Origin of the sequence: Paraburkholderia sp. A1BS-2L (assembly GCF_051125205.1) — a bacterium.
GTDB lineage: Bacteria > Pseudomonadota > Gammaproteobacteria > Burkholderiales > Burkholderiaceae > Paraburkholderia.
In genome coordinates this window covers 724,836-747,713 of the sequence record NZ_CP120430.1, presented here as the reverse complement: position 1 = coordinate 747,713, position 22,878 = coordinate 724,836, and the positions used below count along the sequence as shown (strand labels likewise).

At 65.5% G+C, this 22,878-nt stretch carries 19 protein-coding genes; 12 read left to right on the top strand and 7 right to left on the bottom strand.

Annotated features, from left to right (window positions below):
* The first annotated feature begins 167 nt into the window (after positions 1-167).
* Both P5W98_RS27940 and P5W98_RS27935 read left to right on the top strand, forming a co-directional pair.
* The gene (locus P5W98_RS27940; RefSeq protein WP_421028053.1) at positions 168-1,859 is read left to right on the top strand and encodes a fatty acid--CoA ligase; all 1,692 of its coding nucleotides are present in this window, start codon (positions 168-170) and stop codon (positions 1,857-1,859) included.
* Positions 1,828-3,051, top strand: a complete 1,224-nt coding sequence (locus P5W98_RS27935; RefSeq protein ID WP_421027949.1) for a multidrug effflux MFS transporter — start codon at positions 1,828-1,830, stop codon at positions 3,049-3,051. The genes P5W98_RS27940 and P5W98_RS27935 overlap by 32 nt, the downstream gene beginning before the upstream one ends.
* 227 nt (positions 3,052-3,278) lie before the next feature.
* Here the strand turns inward: P5W98_RS27935 and P5W98_RS27930 are convergent, their stop codons facing one another.
* The gene (locus P5W98_RS27930) at positions 3,279-4,409 is read right to left on the bottom strand and encodes a DSD1 family PLP-dependent enzyme (protein WP_421027948.1); all 1,131 of its coding nucleotides are present in this window, start codon (positions 4,407-4,409) and stop codon (positions 3,279-3,281) included.
* 138 nt (positions 4,410-4,547) lie between these two features.
* Entirely contained in the window at positions 4,548-5,468 is a 921-nt protein-coding gene (locus P5W98_RS27925) for a LysR substrate-binding domain-containing protein (RefSeq protein ID WP_421027947.1), read from the bottom strand.
* 200 nt (positions 5,469-5,668) lie between these two features.
* Between P5W98_RS27925 and P5W98_RS27920 the strand changes: the two genes are divergently transcribed.
* The gene (locus P5W98_RS27920; protein WP_421027946.1) at positions 5,669-6,073 is read left to right on the top strand and encodes a RidA family protein; all 405 of its coding nucleotides are present in this window, start codon (positions 5,669-5,671) and stop codon (positions 6,071-6,073) included.
* 146 nt (positions 6,074-6,219) lie between these two features.
* Here P5W98_RS27920 and P5W98_RS27915 read toward each other — a convergent pair whose 3' ends face one another.
* The 5 genes from P5W98_RS27915 to P5W98_RS27895 all read right to left on the bottom strand — a co-directional run bounded on the left by P5W98_RS27915 (position 6,220) and on the right by P5W98_RS27895 (position 11,730).
* Complete coding sequence (locus P5W98_RS27915; protein WP_421027945.1) at positions 6,220-7,692, bottom strand: NAD-dependent succinate-semialdehyde dehydrogenase; 1,473 nt, start codon at positions 7,690-7,692, stop codon at positions 6,220-6,222.
* A 104-nt stretch (positions 7,693-7,796) separates the two neighbouring features.
* Entirely contained in the window at positions 7,797-8,288 is a 492-nt protein-coding gene (locus tag P5W98_RS27910) for an Lrp/AsnC family transcriptional regulator (RefSeq protein WP_421028052.1), read from the bottom strand.
* An 84-nt stretch (positions 8,289-8,372) separates the two neighbouring features.
* Complete coding sequence (locus P5W98_RS27905) at positions 8,373-9,773, bottom strand: aspartate aminotransferase family protein (protein ID WP_421027944.1); 1,401 nt, start codon at positions 9,771-9,773, stop codon at positions 8,373-8,375.
* Between the two features lie 159 nt (positions 9,774-9,932).
* Positions 9,933-10,859 (bottom strand): 2-hydroxyacid dehydrogenase, encoded by a 927-nt coding sequence (locus tag P5W98_RS27900; protein ID WP_421027943.1) that lies wholly within the window; start codon positions 10,857-10,859, stop codon positions 9,933-9,935.
* 10 nt (positions 10,860-10,869) lie between these two features.
* Positions 10,870-11,730 (bottom strand): GNAT family N-acetyltransferase, encoded by an 861-nt coding sequence (locus tag P5W98_RS27895; RefSeq protein ID WP_421027942.1) that lies wholly within the window; start codon positions 11,728-11,730, stop codon positions 10,870-10,872.
* A 454-nt stretch (positions 11,731-12,184) separates the two neighbouring features.
* Between P5W98_RS27895 and P5W98_RS27890 the strand changes: the two genes are divergently transcribed.
* The 9 genes from P5W98_RS27890 (at position 12,185) to P5W98_RS27850 (ending at position 22,766) form a co-directional block, all read left to right on the top strand.
* On the top strand, positions 12,185-12,853 hold the full coding sequence (locus P5W98_RS27890; protein ID WP_421027941.1) for a haloacid dehalogenase type II: 669 nt from the start codon (positions 12,185-12,187) through the stop codon (positions 12,851-12,853).
* Between the two features lie 291 nt (positions 12,854-13,144).
* Positions 13,145-14,731: an ABC transporter substrate-binding protein gene (locus P5W98_RS27885; RefSeq protein WP_421027940.1), complete on the top strand. Its 1,587-nt coding sequence runs from the start codon at positions 13,145-13,147 to the stop codon at positions 14,729-14,731.
* Between the two features lie 49 nt (positions 14,732-14,780).
* Positions 14,781-15,734 carry an ABC transporter permease gene (locus tag P5W98_RS27880; protein WP_421027939.1) on the top strand — a complete coding sequence of 318 codons (954 nt, stop codon included), beginning with the start codon at positions 14,781-14,783 and terminating at the stop codon, positions 15,732-15,734.
* A gap of 30 nt (positions 15,735-15,764) precedes the next feature.
* Positions 15,765-16,721, top strand: coding sequence for an ABC transporter permease (locus P5W98_RS27875; protein ID WP_421027938.1), 957 nt, complete (start codon positions 15,765-15,767; stop codon positions 16,719-16,721).
* Positions 16,721-18,595, top strand: coding sequence for an ABC transporter ATP-binding protein (locus P5W98_RS27870; RefSeq protein ID WP_421027937.1), 1,875 nt, complete (start codon positions 16,721-16,723; stop codon positions 18,593-18,595). The genes P5W98_RS27875 and P5W98_RS27870 overlap by 1 nt, the downstream gene beginning before the upstream one ends.
* Positions 18,596-18,792: 197 nt before the next feature.
* Complete coding sequence (locus P5W98_RS27865; RefSeq protein ID WP_421028051.1) at positions 18,793-20,070, top strand: NAD(P)/FAD-dependent oxidoreductase; 1,278 nt, start codon at positions 18,793-18,795, stop codon at positions 20,068-20,070.
* A gap of 23 nt (positions 20,071-20,093) precedes the next feature.
* Positions 20,094-20,585: a helix-turn-helix domain-containing protein gene (locus P5W98_RS27860; RefSeq protein ID WP_421027936.1), complete on the top strand. Its 492-nt coding sequence runs from the start codon at positions 20,094-20,096 to the stop codon at positions 20,583-20,585.
* A 118-nt stretch (positions 20,586-20,703) separates the two neighbouring features.
* Positions 20,704-21,438 (top strand): cupin domain-containing protein, encoded by a 735-nt coding sequence (locus tag P5W98_RS27855; protein ID WP_421027935.1) that lies wholly within the window; start codon positions 20,704-20,706, stop codon positions 21,436-21,438.
* Positions 21,439-21,440: 2 nt separating this feature from the next.
* Complete coding sequence (locus tag P5W98_RS27850; RefSeq protein ID WP_421027934.1) at positions 21,441-22,766, top strand: NAD(P)/FAD-dependent oxidoreductase; 1,326 nt, start codon at positions 21,441-21,443, stop codon at positions 22,764-22,766.
* Positions 22,767-22,878 lie beyond the last annotated feature (112 nt).

The following is a 22,878-nucleotide window of genomic DNA, read 5'->3' as shown; positions in this document are numbered from 1 at the left end:
TGCCGCGCTGGCGAGGTAGTGTAGATAGTTCATCGCAACCTTCAGGCAGAGCCCTCCTGGAGGTTGTGTCACGAATCGACAAGTCGCGCAAGGACGCGGCAATTTTCCGATTCCAGACGGAGGAACCTCTCGTGCAGGCGATCGATAAACCAGATAGCTTGATTGCTATGACGCCTTCGGCATACGCTTACCCGCTGCTCATCAAGCAGCTATTGCTGAATTCGCTGAGCCTGAGTTCAGGACAGCAGATCACCTACCGCAACAAGCTGCGTTACACGTTTGCCGACATGCGCAAACGCGTTGGACAGCTCGCTTCCGCGCTCGAGGTGCTCGGTGTGCGGCACGGGAGCACCGTTGCCGTGATGGACTGGTGCAGTCACCGTTACCTCGAAAGCTACTTCGCGATTCCGATGATGGGCGCGACACTCTTGACCGTCAATGTACGCACGTCGCCCCAGCAGATCGCGTATGCGCTGAACGACTCGAAGGCCGAAGTCGTGCTCGCGAACATGGATTTCCTGGCCGTGCTCGAACAGATCCAGACGGAATTGAAATACGTGCGCCAAGTGCTGGTGCTGGCCGACGGCAACCCGATGCCGTCGAGCACGCTCCCCGTCGCAGGCGAGTACGATGCGCTGCTCGAGCAAGCCTCGCCGGAATTTGCGTTTTGCGAGTTCGACGAGAACACGCGTGCGGCGCTTTTCTACACTTCCGGCACCACGGGCGATCCGAAAGGCGTCTACTACAGCCACCGGCAAATCGTGCTGCACGCGATGACGAGCGCGATGACTCTGTGTTCTCCGCACGATGGGCAGCGGCTGCACCGCGAAGACGTGTACATGCCGATCACGCCGATGTTTCACGTGCTGGCATGGGGCCTGCCGTATGTGGCGGTGCTGCTCGGACTGCGTATCGTGTTGCCCGGACGCTATGTGCCGGAGATGCTGCTGGACCTCAAAAAGACTGAGAAGGTGACTTTCTCGCACTGCGTGCCCACGATCCTGCAGATGCTGCTCGATGCCGCTGCCCGTGAGGGTGCCGATCTGCAGGGCTGGAAAATCATCATAGGGGGTTCGGCGCTGTCACCCGCGCTATGCCGCGCCGCCGTCGAGCGCGGCATCGACGTATTTGCGGGCTACGGAATGTCGGAAACGGGTCCGACGGTGGCGCTATCGCAGTTTCCTCCCGGCAGCACTCCGGCCGATCAGGACGAGAACATCCGCAGGCGTTGCATGACGGGGCGGGCATCGCCGATGGTGGAACTCCGCATCGTCGATGCCGACATGCACGACGTGCCCCGTGACGGCAAGACGCCGGGTGAAATCGTCCTGCGAGCGCCGTTCCTCACGCAGGGGTACCACAATCAGCCGGAGGCGTCCGAGGCGCTGTGGGCCGGCGGCTACCTGCACACGCAGGACGTCGCGGTCATGACGCCGGACGGTCATGTGCAGATCGTCGATCGCATCAAGGACGTGATCAAGACTGGCGGAGAATGGGTTTCTTCGATCGAGATCGAAGGGTTGATTGGCGAACTTTCGAACGTGCAGGAATGTGCAGTGGTCGGCGTCAAGGATGACAAGTGGGGAGAGCGTCCATTCGTCGTAGTGGTGTGCCGGGATGGGAGCGTGCTCGGCCCCGGCGATGTGCGCCAGCATCTGCTGCGTTATGTCGACGCAAAACGCATCAGCCGGTATGCCGTTCCCGAAGAGCCCCGGATTTCGGTCGTGACGGAAATACCCAAGACGAGCGTAGGCAAGATCGACAAGAAGGCCATACGCAAGTGGGCTGAATGCGAACCTGAGGACAACATGAAGCTGGAGTCTGTGAATGTCGAACGTGCCCTTTACGGCAGAGATTGAACCGCAAGGTTTTCACACCCGGACGATCATCGTGCTCGTTGCCGGGCTTTCGATGCTTGGACAGTTCGCGATCGCCACGTACCTGCCGGCATTTTCCATCATGGCGCAGGCGCTGCACGCTACACCCGCTCACATCCAGCAGTCGTTGTCAGCCTACCTTCTGCCTTTCGCGCTGATGGTGCCGTGGCATGGGGCGATCTCTGATGCGGTCGGCCGCCGCGGGATGATTCTTGCCGGCAACGTGCTGTTCACCGTTGGATCGCTGATGTGCGCGGCCGCCCCGGGCATATCGCTGCTCTACGCCGGTCGTGCCCTGCAGGGCATGAGTGCCGGGGCCGGCGTCATCATTGGCCGGGCGATGGTGCGCGACGTCTTCCACGGAACCGAGGCGCAGAAAATCATGGCACTGGTCGCTATGATCTTCGCGCTCGCACCCGCTATCGCGCCCGTCTGTGGCGGGTGGCTGCTGCTGTGGACGGGTTGGCGCAGCATTTTCCTTTTCCTCGCGTTCCTGTCGGCATCGCTCGTCGTGATCAGCTGGTTTCTCGTCCCGGAGACGCTGCCGCCGGCGCGCCGGCATCCGCTGCATCCCGTCCCGGTTGCGCGCGCATATGGCGCGTTGTTCGCGAAGCCGCGCTTTGTTGCGCTAGCGCTCGCCAACGCAGCGGTCAATCTCGGAATCTACCTTTATGTCCTCTCCGCGCCGACCTTCGTCGTGAAGCATCTCGGCCTTCGAGAGCAGTCGTTCGGCTACCTTTTCATTCCGATCGTGGTGGGACTGGTCGCCGGCGCCGCAGTCGCCCACCGTACCGCCGGGCATGGCAGTGCGGCGCGCAATGTGCTGCTTGGCCATCTCGTGATGGTCGTGGCCGGTGGGATCAACATCGGCGTCAACGCGATGCACGCGTCACCGATGCCGTGGGCGCTGGTGGCGCTACCGGTTTTTGGTCTTGGCATGATGATGACACAGCCGTTCCTGATGGTTCTCGCGCTGGATTGCTTTCCGGAGAGACGCGGCCTGGCGTCAAGCTGCTACGTCACCGTGCAGCAGTTTGGCAACTTCCTGTCCTCGGCCCTGCTGGTTCCCATGCTGCTCGACAGCACCCTCTACATGGCTCTTGGAATGGCGGTTTTGCAGTGTTTTGGCCTGTTGATGTTCTGCATCGCAAGGCGCTATGGGGACTCCGACTGAGCAACCTGCGAGGTTGCCGGTTGCCTCATCTCACACAATAAGTCCGGTGGTCCCGCGCGATCATGCCGTCGGACTACGTTTCGGTGGCGAACAGGCTGGAGATGAACGGCTGGGGGCGATGCAGTGCGACAATCCGCTGCTTATCCAGCGCCGCCCGCAGGTAAGAGCACTCGCAGGGCGAGTTCCCGTGTCCGGACTGGATTGTCAACGGGGAATGGCGTTATCTCTTACCAGCCATAGAAGCGTGGCCAGGTTTCGACTCTTCCGTCAGGACCGACGGCCTGATAGACGGGATGCTGCGCGCCGGTGGCACACGCATGGTTGGGCAGGATGCGCAGACGTGTCCCGATTGGGAAGCGCTGCTCGATGTCGTGATCTGGCGTTCCTGACCGGGACACTATGCCGTGCTCCTGGTTCGCGCCGCTCATCACATATCCGCCTGCCACCTCCCCGTTTTCGAGGCAGACGAGGCCGTAGCCAAAATCGCGCTTCTGGCGGTGAGTACCCCGGTCGCGGCTCATTGCCATCCAGCCCGCATCGACGATGGCCCAGCCTTTCTCGCTTTGGTGGCCGATGACAGTAGTCAATACGCTCAATGCAATCTCTGACGTGTCGTTGACGCCCACGTTATGCATGACGAGATCGAACATCACGTAGACGCCAGCGCGAACTTCCGTCACGCCTTCCAGATGTTCGGCGGCCAGCGCTGTCGGCGTCGATCCGATGCTGACGACGTCACACTGCAGGCCGGCCGCGCGAATGCGCTCGGCGGCGCGCACACAGCGCGAACGTTCTTGTTCCGCGATGCGGACGAGATCCTCGTGCGTGTCGTAGTCATAGCTGGAACCCGCGTGGGCCAAGACGCCGCCGAGATGCATCCCGCCGTTGGAAAGCGTCGCTGCGACTGCGAGAAGCGTGTCATCCTCGGGTGCAATGCCCGAGCGATGGCCATCCACGTCGATCTCGATCCACACATCGAACCGTTCATTGTGTTCCCGCCCGAATGCAACGATGGCTTCGGCGCATACGACGCTATCGGCAACGATCTTCAGGTCGCAGCCTTGCCGGCGCAGCGCCAGTGCCTGCGGGAGTTTCGTCGGGGCCATGCCCACTGCGTATACGATGTCGCGGATGCCGCGTGCCAGGAACTGTTCGGCTTCCTTGAGCGTGGACACCGTGATACCGTGTGCGCCGGCCTTCATTTGCGCGGTGACCACCTGCTCGCATTTGGTTGTCTTGACGTGCGGCCGGAAATTCACGCCGAGCGCATTCATGTGTCGCTGCATCCGTTCGATGTTGCGGTGCATGCGAACCACATCGATCAACGCTGCGGGGGTGTTCAATGACTCCAAGTTCATCTGTAACTCCTGGCGAGTATTCGCGCGATCGATGTTCGATGCCAACCTCGCGCGTGAAGAAAAGCCACTATAGGAGTTCGCTGCGAACTTGTGCTTAATGACCGATAAATCCACCTTTAAGCAACGTTCAATGCTGAGTCAATTCCGCCAGGGCACTGGGTCGAAGGCTTGCTTCGCGGCTTCCAAAAACACGCGCTGACGGATGGTCAAGCCCTGACGCGTGGGCGTCAGGGCTATTACCGGTGCGGGTTCAAGGCGCCATGCCGGCAACACGCGCTTTAGCTTTCCCTCGGTGATTAGCCGTGCGCAATCCCATTCGGATCGCGCGACAACGCCGAGGCCGTCAACCGCCCAATCCCTCACCACGGTGCCGTCGTTCGAAGACAAAATGCTGTTCAGGCGAACCGTTACGGCCTTGCTGATGCGTTTGCCTTTGGCGTCGTATTGACTGAAACGCAGACGCGTCACGTCTTCGTCGTTTTCTCGTAGCGTCAGGTACGCGTGGCGGGTGAGTTCGGACGGATGCTTAAGCTGTGACAAGCTATATGCAAGAGCGGGGCTCGCGCAGAGGAAGCGCTCGTTCGGGGCCAGGTAATGTCCTACCCAAGACGATCCTTTGATGTGGCCGATCGAAATGACTACGTCGGCGCCCGACGCGGCAGCGAGCGGACTTTCGAACAAAACCAGCGAAATCCCCAAATTGGGATGCGAGCGATGCAAGTCCCGAACGAGCGGCGCGACGTATTCCCTGCCGAACCCGAACGGTGCTACGACGCGTAAATGGCCGCTAACACCGCTCGCCTTTCCCGAGACGCGGGACGCAATGGACTCGATCCGCTCCAGGATTTCGATCGCTTCCTGAACGAAGCGGTGGCCTTCCTCAGTGAGAGAAATGCCTCTGGCTGCGCGTGTCGCAAGGCTCACCCCGATACGTTCTTCTATGCGCTGAAGACGTACCGTAACCGCGGGCGGCGTTAGATCCAGTAACCTGGCCGCGGCCGCAAGCGACTTTGATACGCCAAGCGCACGGAGCAACTGCATGTCTTCGAGCTGAAGCATTAAGAACTCGCTAACGACGGATTCATCAGTTATTAAACACGACCAAGATATTTATTTCTATAGTACGTCGCGTCAGCTGGCAACCGCCGTGGGCCGATCCACACTGGAGGCGGACTGGCGAGGCGACTCTAAAACTGACAGCCTTCCCGCCTGGCACGGCGCAGCGCGCCTGCCGGTTTATTGTACTTAAAGTGGACTTTATGGATCAGTATGAACACGGTACGCAGTACCCTCAAACGATGAACCCCGCTGGGCTGGCAACGCCGGGCGGCCACTACAGTCACGTTTCAATTGCAAATGGCCTGGTTTTTGTATCGGGTCAACTTCCGATCGACGCAACCGGCCGAAAACTCACGGACAGCTCTTTTGAAGCGCAGGCCAAGCAGGTTTTGGCAAATCTGTCTTCCGCGCTTGTCGGTGCAGGCAGCAACGTCAAGAAACTGGCCCAGGTCCGCGTCTATATCGTCGATGTCGGGCATTGGGCGAGTTTCAACGAGATCTACGCGCGCTGGGCCGGCGATGCGAGACCCGCTCGCGCCGTCGTGCCGGTTCCGGCACTGCACTTCGGTCTGAAGATCGAGATCGAGGCGGTTGCAGTTGTATAGCCCCCAGTGGTTGCGCTCGCGGTGGAACTCAAATATTTTGTAGAACGGATTAATGGAGATGGAATCCGTTGTGAACGTTCCTCTCTTGGCGGCGAATCCTGATATCCGGCGCTGGTAGGGCGGCGGAATCACGGATTCGGCGCGACTCAGTCGAGCCCGCCCTGGCACAGGTACTTGATCGACAAGTAGTCGTCGAGGCCGTAGCGCGAGCCTTCGCGCCCGTAGCCCGATTCCTTCACGCCGCCAAACGGCGCGGCCTCGCTCGCGAGCGCCCCCTCGTTGATCCCGACGATGCCCGTCTCGAGCCGCGCCGACACGCGTGCGATCCGCCTTAAGTCCTGCGTGTAGAAATACGCAGCGAGCCCGAACGGCGTGTCGTTCGCCGCGTTGACGGCCTGGTCCTCGGTGTCGAATGGAAACAGCGCGGCGACCGGACCGAAGGTTTCCTCACAGGTGAGCTGCATGTCGGCGGTGGCGTCGGCGAGCACCGTCGGCGCGTAGTAGTTCGGCCCGAGTTCGGGCAGACGCTTGCCGCCCGCGAGCACGCGTGCGCCGCGCTCGATGGCGTCGCTGACATGACGCGCGATCTTGTCGACCGCGCGCGCGTTGATCATCGGGCCGATCTGCGCGGCCGGATTGGTCGCGGGCGCGACCTTCAGCTCTGCCACGCGCGCGGCGAGCTTCGCGGCGAATACATCGTAAATGCCGGTCTGCACGTACACGCGATTCGGCGACACACAGGTCTGGCCGCCGTTGCGGAACTTGGCCGCCATCAATCCGTCGACCGCGGCATCGAGCTCAGCGTCGTCGAACACGATGAACGGCGCATTGCCGCCGAGCTCGAGCGAGAGCTTCTTCAGCGTCGCGGCCGACTCACGCGCGAGCAGCTTGCCGACGGGCGTCGATCCGGTGAACGTGATCTTGCGCACGCGGCCGTCGGCGAGCCAATCGGCTACCGCGTCGATGCCGCGCTCGCGCGACGCGGCGATCATGTTCAGCACACCGGGCGGCACGCCGGCTTCCTGCGCGAGGAACGCGAGCGCGAGCGCGGTCAGGGGCGTGTCCTCCGCAGGCTTTGCGACCACCGTGCAGCCAACCGCGAGCGCGGGCGCGATCTTGCGCGCGATCATAGCGAGCGGGAAATTCCACGGCGTGATCGCGGCGACGATGCCGATCGGCTCCTTGACCGCGCTCAGCCGCTTGCCGCGCTGCTGCTGCGCAATGATGTCGCCGTACGTACGCGTTGCTTCCTCTGCGAACCACAGCACATACGATGCGCCGTAGGCGACTTCGCCGCGCGCCTCCGCGAGCGGCTTGCCCTGTTCGCGCGACATCAGCTTCGCGAGATCGTCGGTGTGCGCGACGATTGCCGCGTGCCAGGCGCGCAGGATCGCAGCGCGTTCGCGAGCGGGCGTCGCGCGCCATGCGGGGAGCGCGCGTGCGGCCGCGTCGGCCGCGGCGCGCGCGTCGGCCGCGCCGCTGTCGGGGGCGTGGGCGACGGTCTCGAGCGTCGCCGGATCGACGACGTCGAAGCGAGCGCCGTCGAGCGCGTCGCGCCATGTGCCGTCGATCAGGTTGGCGGAGCGCAGGAGTTCGGTTCGGGTCAGCGTAAGCGGCATGGCAGGTCCTTGGATGAAGCGATCCAGCGACGACGGCGGCGGTGCGGGCGCGCGACTCCCGCGCGGACAGCGGGCTGCCGCGTTGCAGGTGCGCACATCGACCGTCAGTTTCGTTCGCCGAACAGCGATTCGAGCGGATAGTGCCGTTTGACGAACGGCGACTTGATGATCACGTAACTAAAATACTTCTCGATGCCGATGTTCTGCTCGAGCAGCCCTTCGACGATCGTCTGGTAATGGCTCACGCTGCGTGTGACGAACTTCAGCAGATAGTCGTAGCCACCGCTCGCGAGGTGGCACTCGACAATCTCGTCGACGTTGCGGATCGCAGCGACGAAACGGTCGAAGTCCTCGCGCCGGTGGTCGGCCAGCGTGACCTCGGTGAACACGACCTGCACGTCGCCGAGTTTCTCGAGCTGGATGTGCGCGCCGTAGCCGCCGATGTAGCCGGCCTTCTCGAGCCGCTTCACCCGGATCAGGCATGGACTGGGCGATAGCCCGACCGCATCGGCCAGCTCGACGTTGGTCATGCGGCCGCGCTTTTGCAACTGGGAGAGGATGCGCAGGTCGATGCGATCCAGCTTGCTGTCCGTAATGTTCACGTGAAAAGGCGAAAATGGAATGTCTGGTTACTTTAGAGTCGAACGTTGGCCGCCACAAGCCCGGCTTCCCATACTGGCTCATGCTGGCTGCGAGTGCGCGACGTCCAGCGCGCGCTGCACGGCCGCATCGGCCAGGACGTCGTCGAGCGTCTTGCGCACGCGTTCGAACAGCAGCTCGAACTCGCCCGCGGTGAAGCTCAGTGCCGGCGCGAAACCGAGCACGCCGTCGCTGAAGGCGCGGAACACCACGCCGTTCGCATACGCGGCGGCGGCAATCTTGTCGGGCAAGTCGAGCGCCGGGTCAAAGCGCGTCTTGCTCGCCTTGTCGGCCACCAGTTCGAGCGCGCCGAGAAGGCCGATCGAACGCGCATCGCCGACGAGCGGGTGCGCGCGCAGCGCGTCGAGTCCCGCGGCAAAGCGCGGCCCCATCGCCTGGCCGTTCGCGAGCAGTCCACCTTCGTGATAGAGCTTCAGCACCTCGAGGCCGATCGCCGCGCTGACCGGATGAGCGGAATACGTGTAGCCGTGTCCGACCACGGCCGACTCTGACCGGCTGCCTGCAATGCCTTCGTAGATTTCGTCGGACATCAGCACTGCGCCCATCGGCGCGTAGCCGGCGGTCAGCCCCTTCGCGACGGTCATCAGGTCCGGGTCGACCCGTTCGGCTTCGCATGCGAACAGCGGCCCGGTGCGGCCGAAGCCGGTGATCACCTCATCGGCGACGAACAGGATGCCGAGGCGCCGGCACGCGTCGCGCATCGCACGCAGCCAGCCGGCCGGCGGCACGATCACGCCGCCGGAGCCCTGCACGGGCTCGCAGAAGAACGCCGCGACGTTGTCCGCGCCGAGTTCCGAGACTTTGGCCTCGAGCGCGGCGACCGACGCGGCGATCAGCGCCTGCGGATCGTCGCCGAGCGGGTGGCGGTACGGGTAGGGCGACGGAATATGGTGCTGGTCCGCGCGCGGCAGGTCGAAGTGGCGGTGGAACGCCGGCAGCGCGGTAAGGCCGGCGCCGATCGACGATGAACCGTGATACCCGCGTTCGAGCGCGATCATCTGCTTCTTCGACGGGCGGCCGGTCGCGTTGAAATAGTGCGTGATGAAACGCATGGCGGAGTCGATCGCGTCCGAGCCGCCGAGCGTGAAGTACACGCGGTTCAGGGACGGCGGCGCGAGCGACGCGAGCCGGTCGGCCAGCTCGATCGCGGGCTGCGAGCCGAAATGAAAATAGCCGGTCGCGTACGGCAGCTTCGCCATCTGCGCGGCCGCGGCCTTGACGATGCTGTCGCGGCCGTAGCCGACGTTGACGCACCACAGGCCCGAGAATGCGTCGAGTAGCGTATGGCCTTCGGCATCGCGCAGAAACACGCCTTCCGCAGACTCGAGCATGGTGACGCCGCGCGCCTCGTGGGCGCGATAGTTGACGACGGGGTGGATCAGGTGTTGACGATCGGCTTCGATCAGCTCGGCTTGGTTCATGGCGGGGCGGGACTCTCGTCGGTTGTCAGCGGTGAGTTCATGCTACCGGGCGAGAAATCCGCATGCGCCTTCAATTTGCGGCCTGAAACGTATGGACACGGCGTTTGCACGGGACGCTTCCGCATTTTCTGCTGTACGCCCCGCTGGGAAGCGCGCGCGTCAGTAGCCGCGCGCGCGGTCGACCACGCCGATCATCGGCTGTCCTGCGCGATGGCGCGCGATGTTCGCGAGCACGGCGTCGACCGCGGTGCCGGGCCGCGTTGCGCTGGCAATGTGCGGTGTGATCCGGATGCGCGGATGCGTCCAGAACGGGTGGCCTGCCGGAAGCGGCTCCGGATCGGTCACGTCAAGGATCGCACTGTCTAGCCGGCCGCCGTCGAGCGCCGCGAGCAGCGCGGCCGCGTCGAGCTGCGGGCCGCGCCCGACCTGCACGAGCGATGCACCGGCCGGCAGCGCGTCGAACACGCGCGCGCCGAGCAGCCCGCGCGTGCTCTCGGTGAGCGGCAGCAGGCAAATCAGGAGGTCGGTGCGGGCGAGGAACGCATCAAGCGCCGCGTCGCCCGCGTAGCAGTCGATGCCGTCGAGCGTGCGCGGGGTGCGGCTCCAGCCGGCGCACGGAAAACCGAAGCGGCGCAGCATGTCGAGCACGGCCTGCCCCAGTGTGCCGATGCCGAGCACGCCGACGCGGCGCGACGCGGCCGCGCGCACCGGCTTCTCGCCCCACACCTGCGCGCGCTGTTGCGCCGCGTAGTCGAACAGGTCGCGGTGGATCGTCAGCACGGCCTGCGTCACGTACTCGACCATGCCTTCGACGATGCCCGGCTCGATCATCCGCACGACGGGGATATGCGCGGGCACGCTCGACAGATCGAACTGGTCGATGCCGGCCGCCACCGAAAACACGACCTCGAGGTTCGGCAGCAGTGCTACGGGGTCGTCCGGCGGCTGCCACGCGGCAAGATAGCGGACGGCGTTGGGATCGCCGATGTCGGGCCAGATCCGGAACGCGAGGTCGGGCGCTTTTTGTGCGAAGCGCTGAGCCCATTGCGCGCCCCGTACCGGGTCGGATTTGTACAGGAAACTCATCCCGTAATGCTCAGCCGAGCGCCTGGCTGACGATCCCGAACGCGCGCGGCGCTGGTTCGCGGGCGGGCACAGCGCCGCGTGCCATTGCGACGACGGTATCGACGCGCGGCAGGCCGAGCCCCTGCAGCCAGTCCGACAGCCCGCTGTCGCCCGGCACGTCGAGACGGAGGAACATGCCCTCGTGCAGCGCGAGCCAGTGGCTGATGAGCGCCTGCGCGCGCAGCGCGTCAGGCGCGATCACCGGGCCGATCACATGTCCGCGGCCGAAACGGCGAAAGAGCGCGAAGCCGAGCAGTTCGCCATCGCGATCGAGCGCAATCCCGTTTGCGAAGTCGAGCAGTGCGTCGATCACCGCGCCGCGCTCGTAGCCGGCCGCGCGCGATGCGAGCGCGGCCAGGCGCGGGCCGTCGTTGATTCCGAGCGGGCGCAGGCGCTCGCCCGGCGGCAGGGAGATCAGCGGCGGCTGGAACGCCGCGCCCTGGTGCTGATCGATCGTGCCGATCGCTTTGAAGCCGAACTTCGCGTAGAGCGGTTCTCCGGACGGCGTCGCATGCAGGAATATCGTGCGCGTGCCGAGGCTGTCGAGAACGCGCGAGAACAGTTCGCGGCCGATGCCGCGGCCCTGATGCCCGGGCGACACGATCACCATGCCGAGCGCCGCGTGCGCGTCGCCGAAGGGCCAGCCGAGGGCGGTGCCGACGACGCCGGATTCGTCCTCGGCGACGAAGCCGCTGCCGAGTTGCAACACAAAGCGCCAGTCGTCGAGCCGGTGCGGCCACTTGACCGCCTCCGACAGTCGATGCGCGGCGGGCAGGTCGGTTTCGGTGAACGGGCGATAGATAAGCGTGCGGGAAGGATTGAGGTCGGCCACGCCGGACTCCAAAGCGGTAGAAATGACGTCCTCACTCTGCCAGCGCCGGTGCGGCCCGGATAGGACGATTCGCCTGTTTCGCCGCGGCAGTGGCCGCGCGTTCGAAATCAATGCAATCCGGCGCGCCCGGTGCCGACGAACGCGCGTTTCGTGCCACCGCGGCGCATCGATCCGGCAGCTTCTGCTGCGCGCATGCCACTACGATGCAAGCATGGTGGCGTCGTCGTTCGTCGCCATGCCGCACCGCTGGAGGCCGCGCGGCAGGACCGCGAAGGCCACGGCAGCGCTTCGTCCGGCCGCGGCAGATCGTGCTGCTCGCTGCGTGCAATACGCGACGATTCTGCGTTTGGAGCCGCGCCGAACGATGCGCGAACGACTTATTGCCCTGATTCAATTTCGTTGAACCCAGCCCGTCCCCGGCCCTGCCGGGGCTTCACACCGACAGGACGTCACCATGATTCAATTTGAACCGAAGTACATCACGTTCGACTGCTACGGCACGCTGATCCACTTCCGAATGGCCGAGATGGCGCGCGAGGTCTACGCGGACAGGCTGTCGCCGGTCGCGCTCGAACAGTTCGTGCGCGCGTTCGCCGCCTATCGGCTTGACGAGGTGCTCGGCGCGTGGAAGCCGTTTTGCGACGTCGTCGTCAATGCGATCCGGCGCACCTGCGCGCGGGTCGGCGTGAAGTTCGACGAAGCCGAAGCCGAGCGCTTCTATCTGGCAGTGCCGACCTGGGGTCCGCACGCGGACGTGCCCGCGGGTCTGTCGCGGCTCGCGACGAAGTACAGGCTGGTGATCCTGTCGAACGCGTCGGACGACCAGATCATGAGCAACGTCGACAAGCTCGGTGCGCCGTTCCATGCGGTGTTCACCGCACAGCAGGCGCAGTCGTACAAGCCGCGGATGCGGGGCTTTGAATACATGTTCGACAAGCTCGGATGCAAGCCGGAGGATGTGCTGCACGTGTCGTCGAGCCTGCGCTACGACCTGATGACGGCCGAGGATCTCGGCATCAAGCACAAGGCGTTCGTCAATCGCGGCCACGAGCCGGGCACGCCTTTCTACAACTATTACGAAGTGTCGGACATCGGCCATCTCGCGACGCAGCTCGGGCTGTAAGCGGCGCTTGCGCCGAATTCTGTACCGAACGGTTAACAGGCGGCGGCCGTCATTCTGCGTTCGGCAAACGGCGATACATGCGCGCACGCAGCAAACAATGCTGTGCGGATGGCTCAAAACGGTCGATTCATATCGTGAGGGCGGCCCGAATCGCGACAAGCCGCATTTTGGCGGTGCTTAAATGAATCGCATGCGCACGACGTCACGCCCGCCACCAGCAAGCGGGCGCGGCGGGGTTGAAGAACCACGCTGGACCCCACGATCCACTTACCACAGTCAGGAGCAGTTCGGATGAGCGACGATATCGACAACGGCGGCGGCAACGGTGGCTTCACGCGCCGCGACATGATGCGGGTCATGGCGGCGAGCGGCATGATGGCCGCCGGCGCCGGCGGACTGCTGGTGAACCCCCGGACTGCCTTCGCCGCGCCCGCGCCGCAGCGCGGCGGCAAGATCCGGGTCGCGAACGATGCCAGTTCGACGGCCGATACGCTGGATCCGGCCAAGGGCTCGACGGGCGCGGACTACATCCGCTTCTTCATGTTCTATAGCGGTCTCACGCAACTCGATCAGAGCCTGACGCCGCAGATGAATCTCGCCGAGTCGCTGCACACGACAGACGCGAAGACGTGGGTCATCAAGCTGCGCAAGGGGGTCACGTTCCACGACGGGAAACCGGTCGGACCGGCCGACGTGGTGTTTTCACTGATGCGCCACAAGAACCCGACCACCGCGTCGAAGGTCAAGACGCTCGCCGACCAGTTCGCGGACGCGAAGGCGAGCGGCCCAGACGAAGTCACGCTCACGCTCGCCAGCGCGAACGCGGACCTGCCGGTGATCCTCGCGACGCCGCAGTTCGTGATCGTCAAGGACGGCACGACCGATTTCTCGACCGGTATCGGCTGCGGCCCCTACAAGCTGAAGACGTTCAAGCCGGGCGTGTCGACGGTCGGCGTGCGCAACGACAGCTACTTCAAGCCGGGCATGCCGCATCTCGACGAGATCGAGCTGATCGGCATCAGCGACAGCGCAGCGCGGCTGAATGCGCTGCTTTCGGGCGACGTGCACCTGATCAACGCGATCGATCCGCGCTCGACGCAGCGGGTCGCATCCACGCCGGGCTATGCGCTGAAGGAAACCAAGTCGGGCCTGTATACCGATCTGATCGTGCGTAGCGAAAACCCGATTACCGCGAACCCCGATTTCGTCGAAGGGATGAAGTACCTGTTCGATCGCGAACAGATCCGCTCGGCCGTGTTCCGCGGCTACGCGGTGATCGGCAACGACCAGCCGATTCCGCCGGGGCATCGCTACTTCAACGCGTCGCTGCCGCAGCGGCCGCACGACCCGGACAAGGCGAAATTCCTGTTCCAGAAGGCCGGCGCGCTTGGTACCACGCTGCCGCCGATCTATGCGACGTCCGACGCGAACGGCTCGATCGAGATGGCCGTGCTGCTGCAGCAGGCCGGCCAGAAAATCGGCCTGAACCTGCAGGTGAACCGCGTGTCGGCCGACGGCTATTGGTCGAACCACTGGATGAAGCATCCGCTCGGTTTCGGCAACATCAACCCGCGCTCGAGTGCCGATGTGCTGTTCACGCAGTTCTTCAAGTCGGACGCGCCGTGGAACGAGTCGGGCTGGAACAACGCGAACTTCGACCAATTGCTGCTTGCCGCTCGCTCCGAGACCGACGATGCGAAACGCAAGCAGATGTACGGCGAGATGCAGACGATCGTGTCGCAGCAGGGCCGGGTCGGGATCCCCGCGTTCATCAGTTTCCTCGACGGGTACGACAAGCGGCTCGGGGGCCTCGGTTCGATCCCCACCGGCCCGATGATGGGCGGCATGTTCGCCGAGTACGTGTGGTGGAACGCCTGACGCCGTCGCTTGCCGCCGCCGCGCGCGGCTTTTTCGGGAGTCTTGCTTCATGAACCGAATCCTCGTCGCGCTGATCGGCCGGCGCATCGCGGTAACCGCACTGACGCTGCTGATCGTGTCCGCCATCATCTTCACGATCACGAACCTGCTGCCGGGGGACGCCGCGCAGGCCGCGCTGGGCCAGTCGGCGACGCCGGAGACGATCGCCGCGCTGCGCCAGCAGTTCGGCCTCGACCTGCCGGCGCACGTGCGCTACTTGCACTGGCTCGCGGGGCTGCTGCACGGCGATTTCGGCCGTTCGCTGTCCGGCGATATGCCGGTGTCGGAGATGATCGGCGGACGCCTGCCGAAGTCGCTCGCGCTCGCGGCAATCACGACCGCCGTGTCGGTGCCGATCGCGCTGCTGCTCGGCATCGTCGCTGCAGTCAAGCGCGAGTCGGCTATCGATCGAGTGATCAGCCTCGGCACGCTGTCTCTCGTCGCGACGCCGGAATTCCTGATCGCGACGGTCGCGGTGCTCGTGTTCGCGGTGAAGCTGCGGTGGTTGTCCGCGCTGTCGTACGGCGGCCCGATCGACAGCGTGCACGATTTCCTGCGTGCGTATGCCATGCCTGTGCTGACGCTGTGCGCGGTCGTGATCGCGCAGATGGCGCGGATGACGCGCGCCGCGGTGATCGAGCAGCTGAGCGCGTCGTATGTCGAAATGGCCGTGCTCAAGGGGGCGAGCCCCGCGCGGGTCGTGCTGCGTCATGCGCTGCCGAACGCGATCGGTCCAATCGCGAATGCGATCGCATTGAGCCTGTCGTATCTGCTCGGCGGGGTGATCGTCGTCGAGACGATCTTCAATTATCCCGGCCTCGCCAGCCTGATGGTCGATGCCGTTGGCAACCGTGATTTCCCGTTGGTTCAGGCCTGCACGCTGATCTTCTGCGTCGCTTACCTGACACTCGTGCTGTTCGCCGATCTGTGCTCGATCGTGTCAAACCCGCGACTGCGCAGCTGAGTGTTTCGTCCTTCTAAAGAGATACCGACCATGCACCCGAGCGAATCCGTTCAACGCAGCAGCACGCTGCAGCCGTCAAGCGAGCCCCCCCCGCCGCGGGGCGGCGTGCCGCCGGCCGCGCCTTCCCCCGATCAGCCGCCCAGGCGCCGCGCGCCGCGCATGAAACTGACGGCCGGCGGCCGCGTCGGGCTGTCGATGGTCGGCCTGATGCTGTTCATCGCGGCGTTCTCGCCGTTGCTCGCGCCGCACGACGTCGGCGAGATCGTCACGTCGGACGTGTTCGCGCCGTTCAGCGCGAAGCTGCCGTTCGGCTCCGACTTTCTCGGCCGCGACATGCTGAGCCGGATCCTGTACGGCACGCGGCTCACCGTGCTGCTCGCGCTCGCGGCGGTGCTGCTCGCCGCGCTGACCGGCACGACGCTCGGGTTGCTCGCGACCGTGTCGGGCCGTGCGGTCGACGAAACGATGAGTCGACTGCTCGACGCGCTCACGTCAATTCCGTCGAAGATGTTCGCGCTGATGTTCGTCGCCGCGTTCGGCTCGTCGCTGCCGCTCCTGATCCTGACCGCCGCGGTCAGCTACATGCCGGGCTCGTACCGGATCGCGCGCGCGCTGGCGGTCAACATCAGCACGCTCGAATTCGTGCAGGTTGCGCGGGCTCGCGGCGAGAGCGCGCTGTACATCGCGTGCGTCGAGATGCTGCCGAACATGATCCACCCGATGCTCGCCGATACCGGGCTACGCTTCACGTTCGTCGTGCTGCTGCTGAGCGGCCTGAGCTTTCTCGGGCTCGGCGTACAGCCGCCGTATGCGGACCTCGGCTCGCTCGTGCGCGAGAACATCGCCAGCCTCGGCGACGGCTCGGCCGTCGCGATCATGCCCGCGGTCGCGATCGCAATCCTGACGGTGGGGGTCAACCTCCTGATCGACGGCCTGCCGCATCGCGGCCGCCGCAAGGGCGCAGCCGTGGCCGCGGGAGAACACTGATGCGAGATCAATCGACTCCGCTCGTCGAGGTTCGCGGGCTGCGCGTGGTCGGCGGCCGTCCGGGCGGCGCGGAAACGACGATCGTCCACGACGTTGACTTCGACATCGGGTGCGGCGAGGTGCTCGCGCTGATCGGCGAGTCGGGCTCCGGCAAGACAACGATCGCGCTGTCGCTGATGGGCCATGCGCGTGCCGGCTGCCGCATCGCCGGCGGCTCGGTGAAGCTCGGCGGCATCGACGTCTGCAGGCTGCCGGCGCAGGCGCTGACCGCGCTGCGCGGCCGCAAGGTTGCGTACATCGCGCAGAGCGCGGCTGCCGCGTTCAACCCGTCGCGCACGATCCTCGACCAGGTGATCGAGAGCGCGTTGATCCACCGGACGCTGACGAAGCGCGAAGCGCAGGCGAAGGCGGTCGAGCTGTTTCGCGCGCTCGCGCTGCCCGAGCCGGAGACGATCGGCAAGCGTTATCCGCACCAGGTGTCGGGCGGGCAACTGCAGCGGCTGATGGCCGCGATGGCGCTGATCACCGACCCGGAGCTGGTGATCCTCGACGAACCGACCACCGCGCTCGATGTGACCACGCAGATCGACGTGCTGCAGGCGTTCAAGAACGTGATCCGGCGCTGCGGGATGAGCGCGGTGTACGTGTCGCACGACTTGGCCGTGGTCGCGCAAATGGCCGACCGGATCGTGGTGCTGAGCGACGGGGTGATCCGCGAGACCGGCGATACGGAACAGATCCTGCATGCGCCGACGCACCCCTACACGCAGAGCCTGATCGCGGCGGTCACGCCGAGCGATGCGCAACGAGATGAGAAACCGACGCCCGCCGCACCGGGCCCGCTGCTCGATGTGCGCGGTGTGATCGCCGGCTATGGCAGCCGCGCCGCGAACGGCTGGCCCGCGAAGGTGATCTTGCACGAAGTGGACCTGCGCATCGGGCGCGGACAGACGGTCGGCGTGATCGGCGAATCGGGCTCCGGCAAGACGACGCTCGCGAAGGTGATCGCGGGGCTCGTGCCGGCGACGGGCGGGCAGATCCTGCTCGACGGCGAACCGCTTGCGCTCGACATCGGCAAGCGCACGAAAGAGCAGCACCGCCGCGTGCAGATCGTGTTCCAGAACGCCGATACCGCGCTCAATCCGGTGCATACGGTCGAGCGCACGCTGGCGCGGCCGCTCGCGTTCTATCACGGGATCAGGGGCGCGCGCGCGCGGCAGCGCGTTGCGGAGCTGCTCGAACTGGTGCGGCTGCCGCAGGCGGTCGCAGCGCGGCGCACCGGCGAGCTGTCCGGCGGCCAGAAGCAGCGCGTGAACCTCGCACGCGCGCTCGCGGCCGAGCCCGACCTGATTCTGTGCGACGAGGTCACGTCGGCGCTCGACACCGTGGTCGGAGCCGCGATCATGGATCTACTGCGCGAGCTCCAGGCGAAGCTCGGCGTGTCGTACGTGTTCATCACGCACGACATTGCGAAGGTGCGCGCGATCAGCGACGACATCGTCGTGCTGTACGCGGGCCGCCGCGTCGAAACCGGCAGCCGCGACGCGCTGTGTGCGCCGCCTTACCACCCGTATTCGCACTTGCTCGTGTCGTCTGCGCCCGAGCTGCGCGCGGGCTGGCTCGACGAAGCCGGCGAGCGTTGCCACCGGCCGCTGGTGCCGATCGGCGCGAGCACAGTTGACACCGAGCTGTGCTCGTTCTTGCCGCGCTGCGCGATGCGGGTGGACGGCGTCTGCAACCGGACGGCGCCGGCGCTGCGCACGCTCGCGAACGGTGCGCAGGTGCTGTGCCATCGCAGCGAGGAAGATCTCGCGCGCTTCCAGGCCGAGCCGCTTCAGGTTGGCATCGCGCCGGTGCAGCCGGTGCATCCGTAGGGTGCGATACGCCGCTTGTCACCGCGCGTGCCGCGGCAGCCGGCGTTCCGCATAGTCTGCTGCGGCGATCGCGCAAAACGGCGATTTGTACGCGTTCCGCGCGCAAATGCGCGGCAACTGCGCTTTTGGACAGTGATTAAATGGCTTGCAATGGACGGTCGCCGATGGTCGTCGCACGAATGATCGAGAAGGATTCGATGAAACTGGAATCGTACTGGCTGGATACCCGCCCCGCGTTTGGGGCCGGCAGCGAAGGGCCCGTCGAAGGGCGTGCGGACGTGGTCGTGATCGGCGGTGGCTTCACCGGATTGTCGGCGGCGCTCGCGCTCGCGCAGCGCGGCGCATCGGTGGTCCTGCTGGAGGCCGCGCAGATCGCGGGCGAAGCATCGGGCCGCAACGGCGGCCAGTGCAACACCGGCGTTGCGCAGGACTACGCGTCGCTGGTCGCGCGACTCGGCGCCGAGCCGGCGAAGCAGTTCTATCGCGCATACGAGAGCGCAGTGAAGAGCGTCGAGTCGATCGTCGCAGAACATGCGATCGACTGCGACTTCCGGCGTGCGGGCAAGCTGAAGCTCGCTGCGAAGCCGCAGCATTTCGCAGGACTCGCGAAGACGTTCGAGCTGTTGCGACGGGACGTCGATCCGGACATCGAACTGATCGAGCCGTCGCGGATCCGCGATGAAGTCGATTCCAACGGTTTCTACGGCGGGCTCTTGCAGAGCAACGGCGCGCAGATGCACATGGGCAAATTCGGCGTCGGCCTGGCGCAGGCGGCGGTGCGCTCCGGCGCACGAATCTTCGAGCACGCTGCCGTCACGCAGCTCGAGCGGCTCGACGGCGAGCGCCATACGGTCGCCTGCACGCGTGGCACGATCGTCGCCGATCGTGTGCTGGTCGCGACCGGCGCATCGCAGCACGGGCCGTTCGCGTGGTTCCGGCGACGCATCGCGCCGGTCGGCAGTTTCATCGTCGTCACCGAGCCGCTGCCCGACGCGCAGCTGAACCGGCTGTTCCCGAACCGCCGTGCGTATGTGACGTCCCGCCAGATCGGCAACTACTTCCGGGTGACGCACGACAACCGGCTGCTGTTTGGCGGCCGCGCGCGCTTCGCCATGTCGAGCCCGCGCTCCGACGCGAGAAGCGGCGAGATCCTGCGTGCTGGTATGGCCGGCTATTTCCCGGAACTGGCCAACGTGCGGCTCGAATACTGCTGGGGCGGGCTGGTCGACATCACCGCCGACCGCCTTCCGCGCGCGGGCCAGCACGACGGGCTCTACTACTCGATGGGCTACAGCGGCCACGGCGTGCAGATGTCCGTGCATATGGGCCGCGTGATGGCTGATGTGCTGTATGGCGCGGCCGCGTCGAATCCGTGGCGCGAGCTGGACTGGCCCGCGATGCCCGGCCATTTCGGCCACGCGTGGTTCCTGCCGTTCGTCGGCGCGTACTACCGGATGCAGGATTTCCTGCACTGAAACGAGCGCCGGGAGGATTCGATATGACAGTGCAATTCGTTGGCCTGGCTCGTGCCGCGCGGCCCATATCGCCGGCGATCGGCGATGTGCTGCGCACGATCGACGCATCGTTCGCGCAGCCGCTGAACCTCGACACACTCGCATCGGTAGCTGGCTTGAGCGTGTCGCGTTTCACTGCGCGCTTTCGCGGCGAAACCGGGTTGTCGCCGCACAGGTATCTGTGCCTCGTGCGGGTACGGCGTGCGCAGGACCTGTTGCGCGCCGGTCTCGCGCCGTCGGTTGTCGCGACCGACGTCGGCTTCTTCGATCAGAGCCATCTGTGCCGACATTTCCGGCGGGTGCTAGGGATCACGCCGCGCGATTACGTAGCCGCGCGGGAAGGCCGCGCGACGGCGAGCCTGTCGCAAACGTGCACGTCGCAAACGCGCACGTCGCCAACGCGCATGTCGCCAACGCGCATGTCGCCAACGCGCACGTGCGCAGAAGGCCGTGAAGCGACGTGTCAAGCGGCGTAAGAACGATCACAGATAGTATGTACACCTGAAGAGTTCCGGCAGGAGAGCCGGCGAACAACGATTTCCGATATTGCGTGGCGTTTTCAGTCAGACCGTCACGCACTGCACAGGAGCAGAAATGACGGCAGCTTTCGTGTTGCACCGTGCCGACGGCGCACCTTCTTCAACCGCATTGCGCAAGCATGCGTTCGGCGAGAGCGATCCGTTCGCGCAATACCGGGAGATTGCATGGGAGGGACCCGACGCGATGGCCGCGGGGCGTATCGGCTTCGTCGGTGAGCTCGATGTGCGGAGCTTTCCGCACATTGAAACGATCATCGTCGTCGAAGGCGAGCTGACGCTCGAGGCGGCCGGGGCCGCGCCGCTGGTGCTCGGCCCGCGAGAAGGCGCCGTCATCGGCGGCGGCACCGCGCTTCGCATCGCCGCGCAATCGCGGGTGCTGCTGATGTTCTGCGCGGCCGCATGCACGACACCGACGAAGCGCGGCCTCTTTGCGCTACATGCCGACGCCGACTTCAAACCGTCCGCAACGCTGCCGGCGGAGGTGCTGCTCGGCCCGGCGCCGCAATGCCGCAGCGACAACGTGTTCGTCGACGACGGCGCCGCGTACTGCGCGGGCACGTGGGATTCGACGCCCTATCACCGGATCGTCCGCGCGCATCGCGTGAACGAGTTCATGCTCCTCCTCGACGGCGGCGTACGGTTCGCCGCGCCCGATGGCAGCGTACTGTCGCTCGGTGCCGGTGACGCGCTGTTCGTGCCGCGGGGTGCATCGATCGGTTGGGAAAGCAGCGAACGCGTGGTGAAGTTCTACGTCGCGCAGAACGTCGATGCATCCACCGAGCGAGACTGAACATGTCCCCTCCGCTGCACCATATCGCAACTCCGGCCACGCCGCCCGCTTTGGCCGATGTCGTCGTGATCGGCGGCGGCATCATCGGCGTCTTTGCCGCCTATTACCTCGCCCGGCGCGGAGTGTCGGTCGCGCTCGTCGAGAAAGGGCGAATCGGCGCGGAACAGTCGAGCCGCAACTGGGGCTGGTGCCGGCAGCAGAACCGCGACGAGCGCGAATTGCCGATGGCGAGCAAGAGCATCGATTTGTGGGAGCGATTCGCTGCCGAATCCGGCGAAGACACGGGCTTTCATCGCTGCGGGCTGTTGTATCTGAGCAATGACGACGCCGAGCTGTCCCGCTGGGCCAGCTGGGGGGAATTCGCGAAGACCGCGGGCGTGACAACGTACATGCTCGACGGCAAGCAGGCCACCGAGCGTGGGCTCGCGACCGGGCGGCAGTGGAAAGGCGGCGTATTCTCGCCGAGCGACGGCACGGCCGACCCGGGGAAGGCCGCACCCGCCGTGGCCACCGCACTGATGAAGCTCGGCGGCAGTGTCCATCAGCACTGCGCGGCGCGCGGCATCGAACTCGAGGGCGGGCGTGTCAGCGGCGTCGTCACGGAGGCGGGCGTCATCAAGACCAGGACGGTCGTGCTCGCCGGTGGCGCATGGGCGTCGTCGTTCTGCCGCCAGCTCGGCATCCGTTTTCCGCAGGCCTCGATCCGTCAGTCGATCCTGAGCGTTTCGCCCGTCGAGCATCCGCTGCCGGATGCGTTGTACACGTCCGGCGTTTCCGTTACGCGCCGCAGCGACGGACGCTACGCCCTGGCAATCAGCGGCCGCGCGCGCGTGGACTTGACGCAACAGTTCCTGCGCTTTGCGCCGCAATTCGTGCCGATGTTCGCGAAGCGCTGGCGCAATCTACTGCCGGGCGGCCTCGAAGGGATGCGCGGCGGCCATGAATCGCTGAAGCGCTGGCGCCTCGATGCGCCCACGCCGATGGAGGCAGTACGCATCCTGGATCCGAAGCCCGACATGCGGACGATCCACGAAACGTACCGCCGCGCCGTCGAGCTCCTGCCCGAACTTCGCGACGCAAAGATCACGCACGCATGGGCCGGGTTCGTGGACAGCACGCCGGATGGCGTGCCGGGCATCGGCGAGGTGCCGGGCGTGCCGGGGCTGATCCTCGCTGCGGGCTTTTCGGGCCACGGTTTCGGGATAGGACCGGGCGCCGGGCACCTCATCGCGGATCTCGCGACCGGCGCGCAACCGCTGGTCGACCCGGTGCCGTATCAGCCGGGCCGGTTCAACGATTCCTCGTGGGGTAAGGTCGCCGATTTCTAGGGCGGGGCCGTCACGCGGATGACGGTGGCGGCCTCGGGATGAGGCGGATCGAATGGGCTCGCACCAGTCCGCCAGCCCCGGAGTTTGTCATGCATTTCGGCTCATGCTGGCT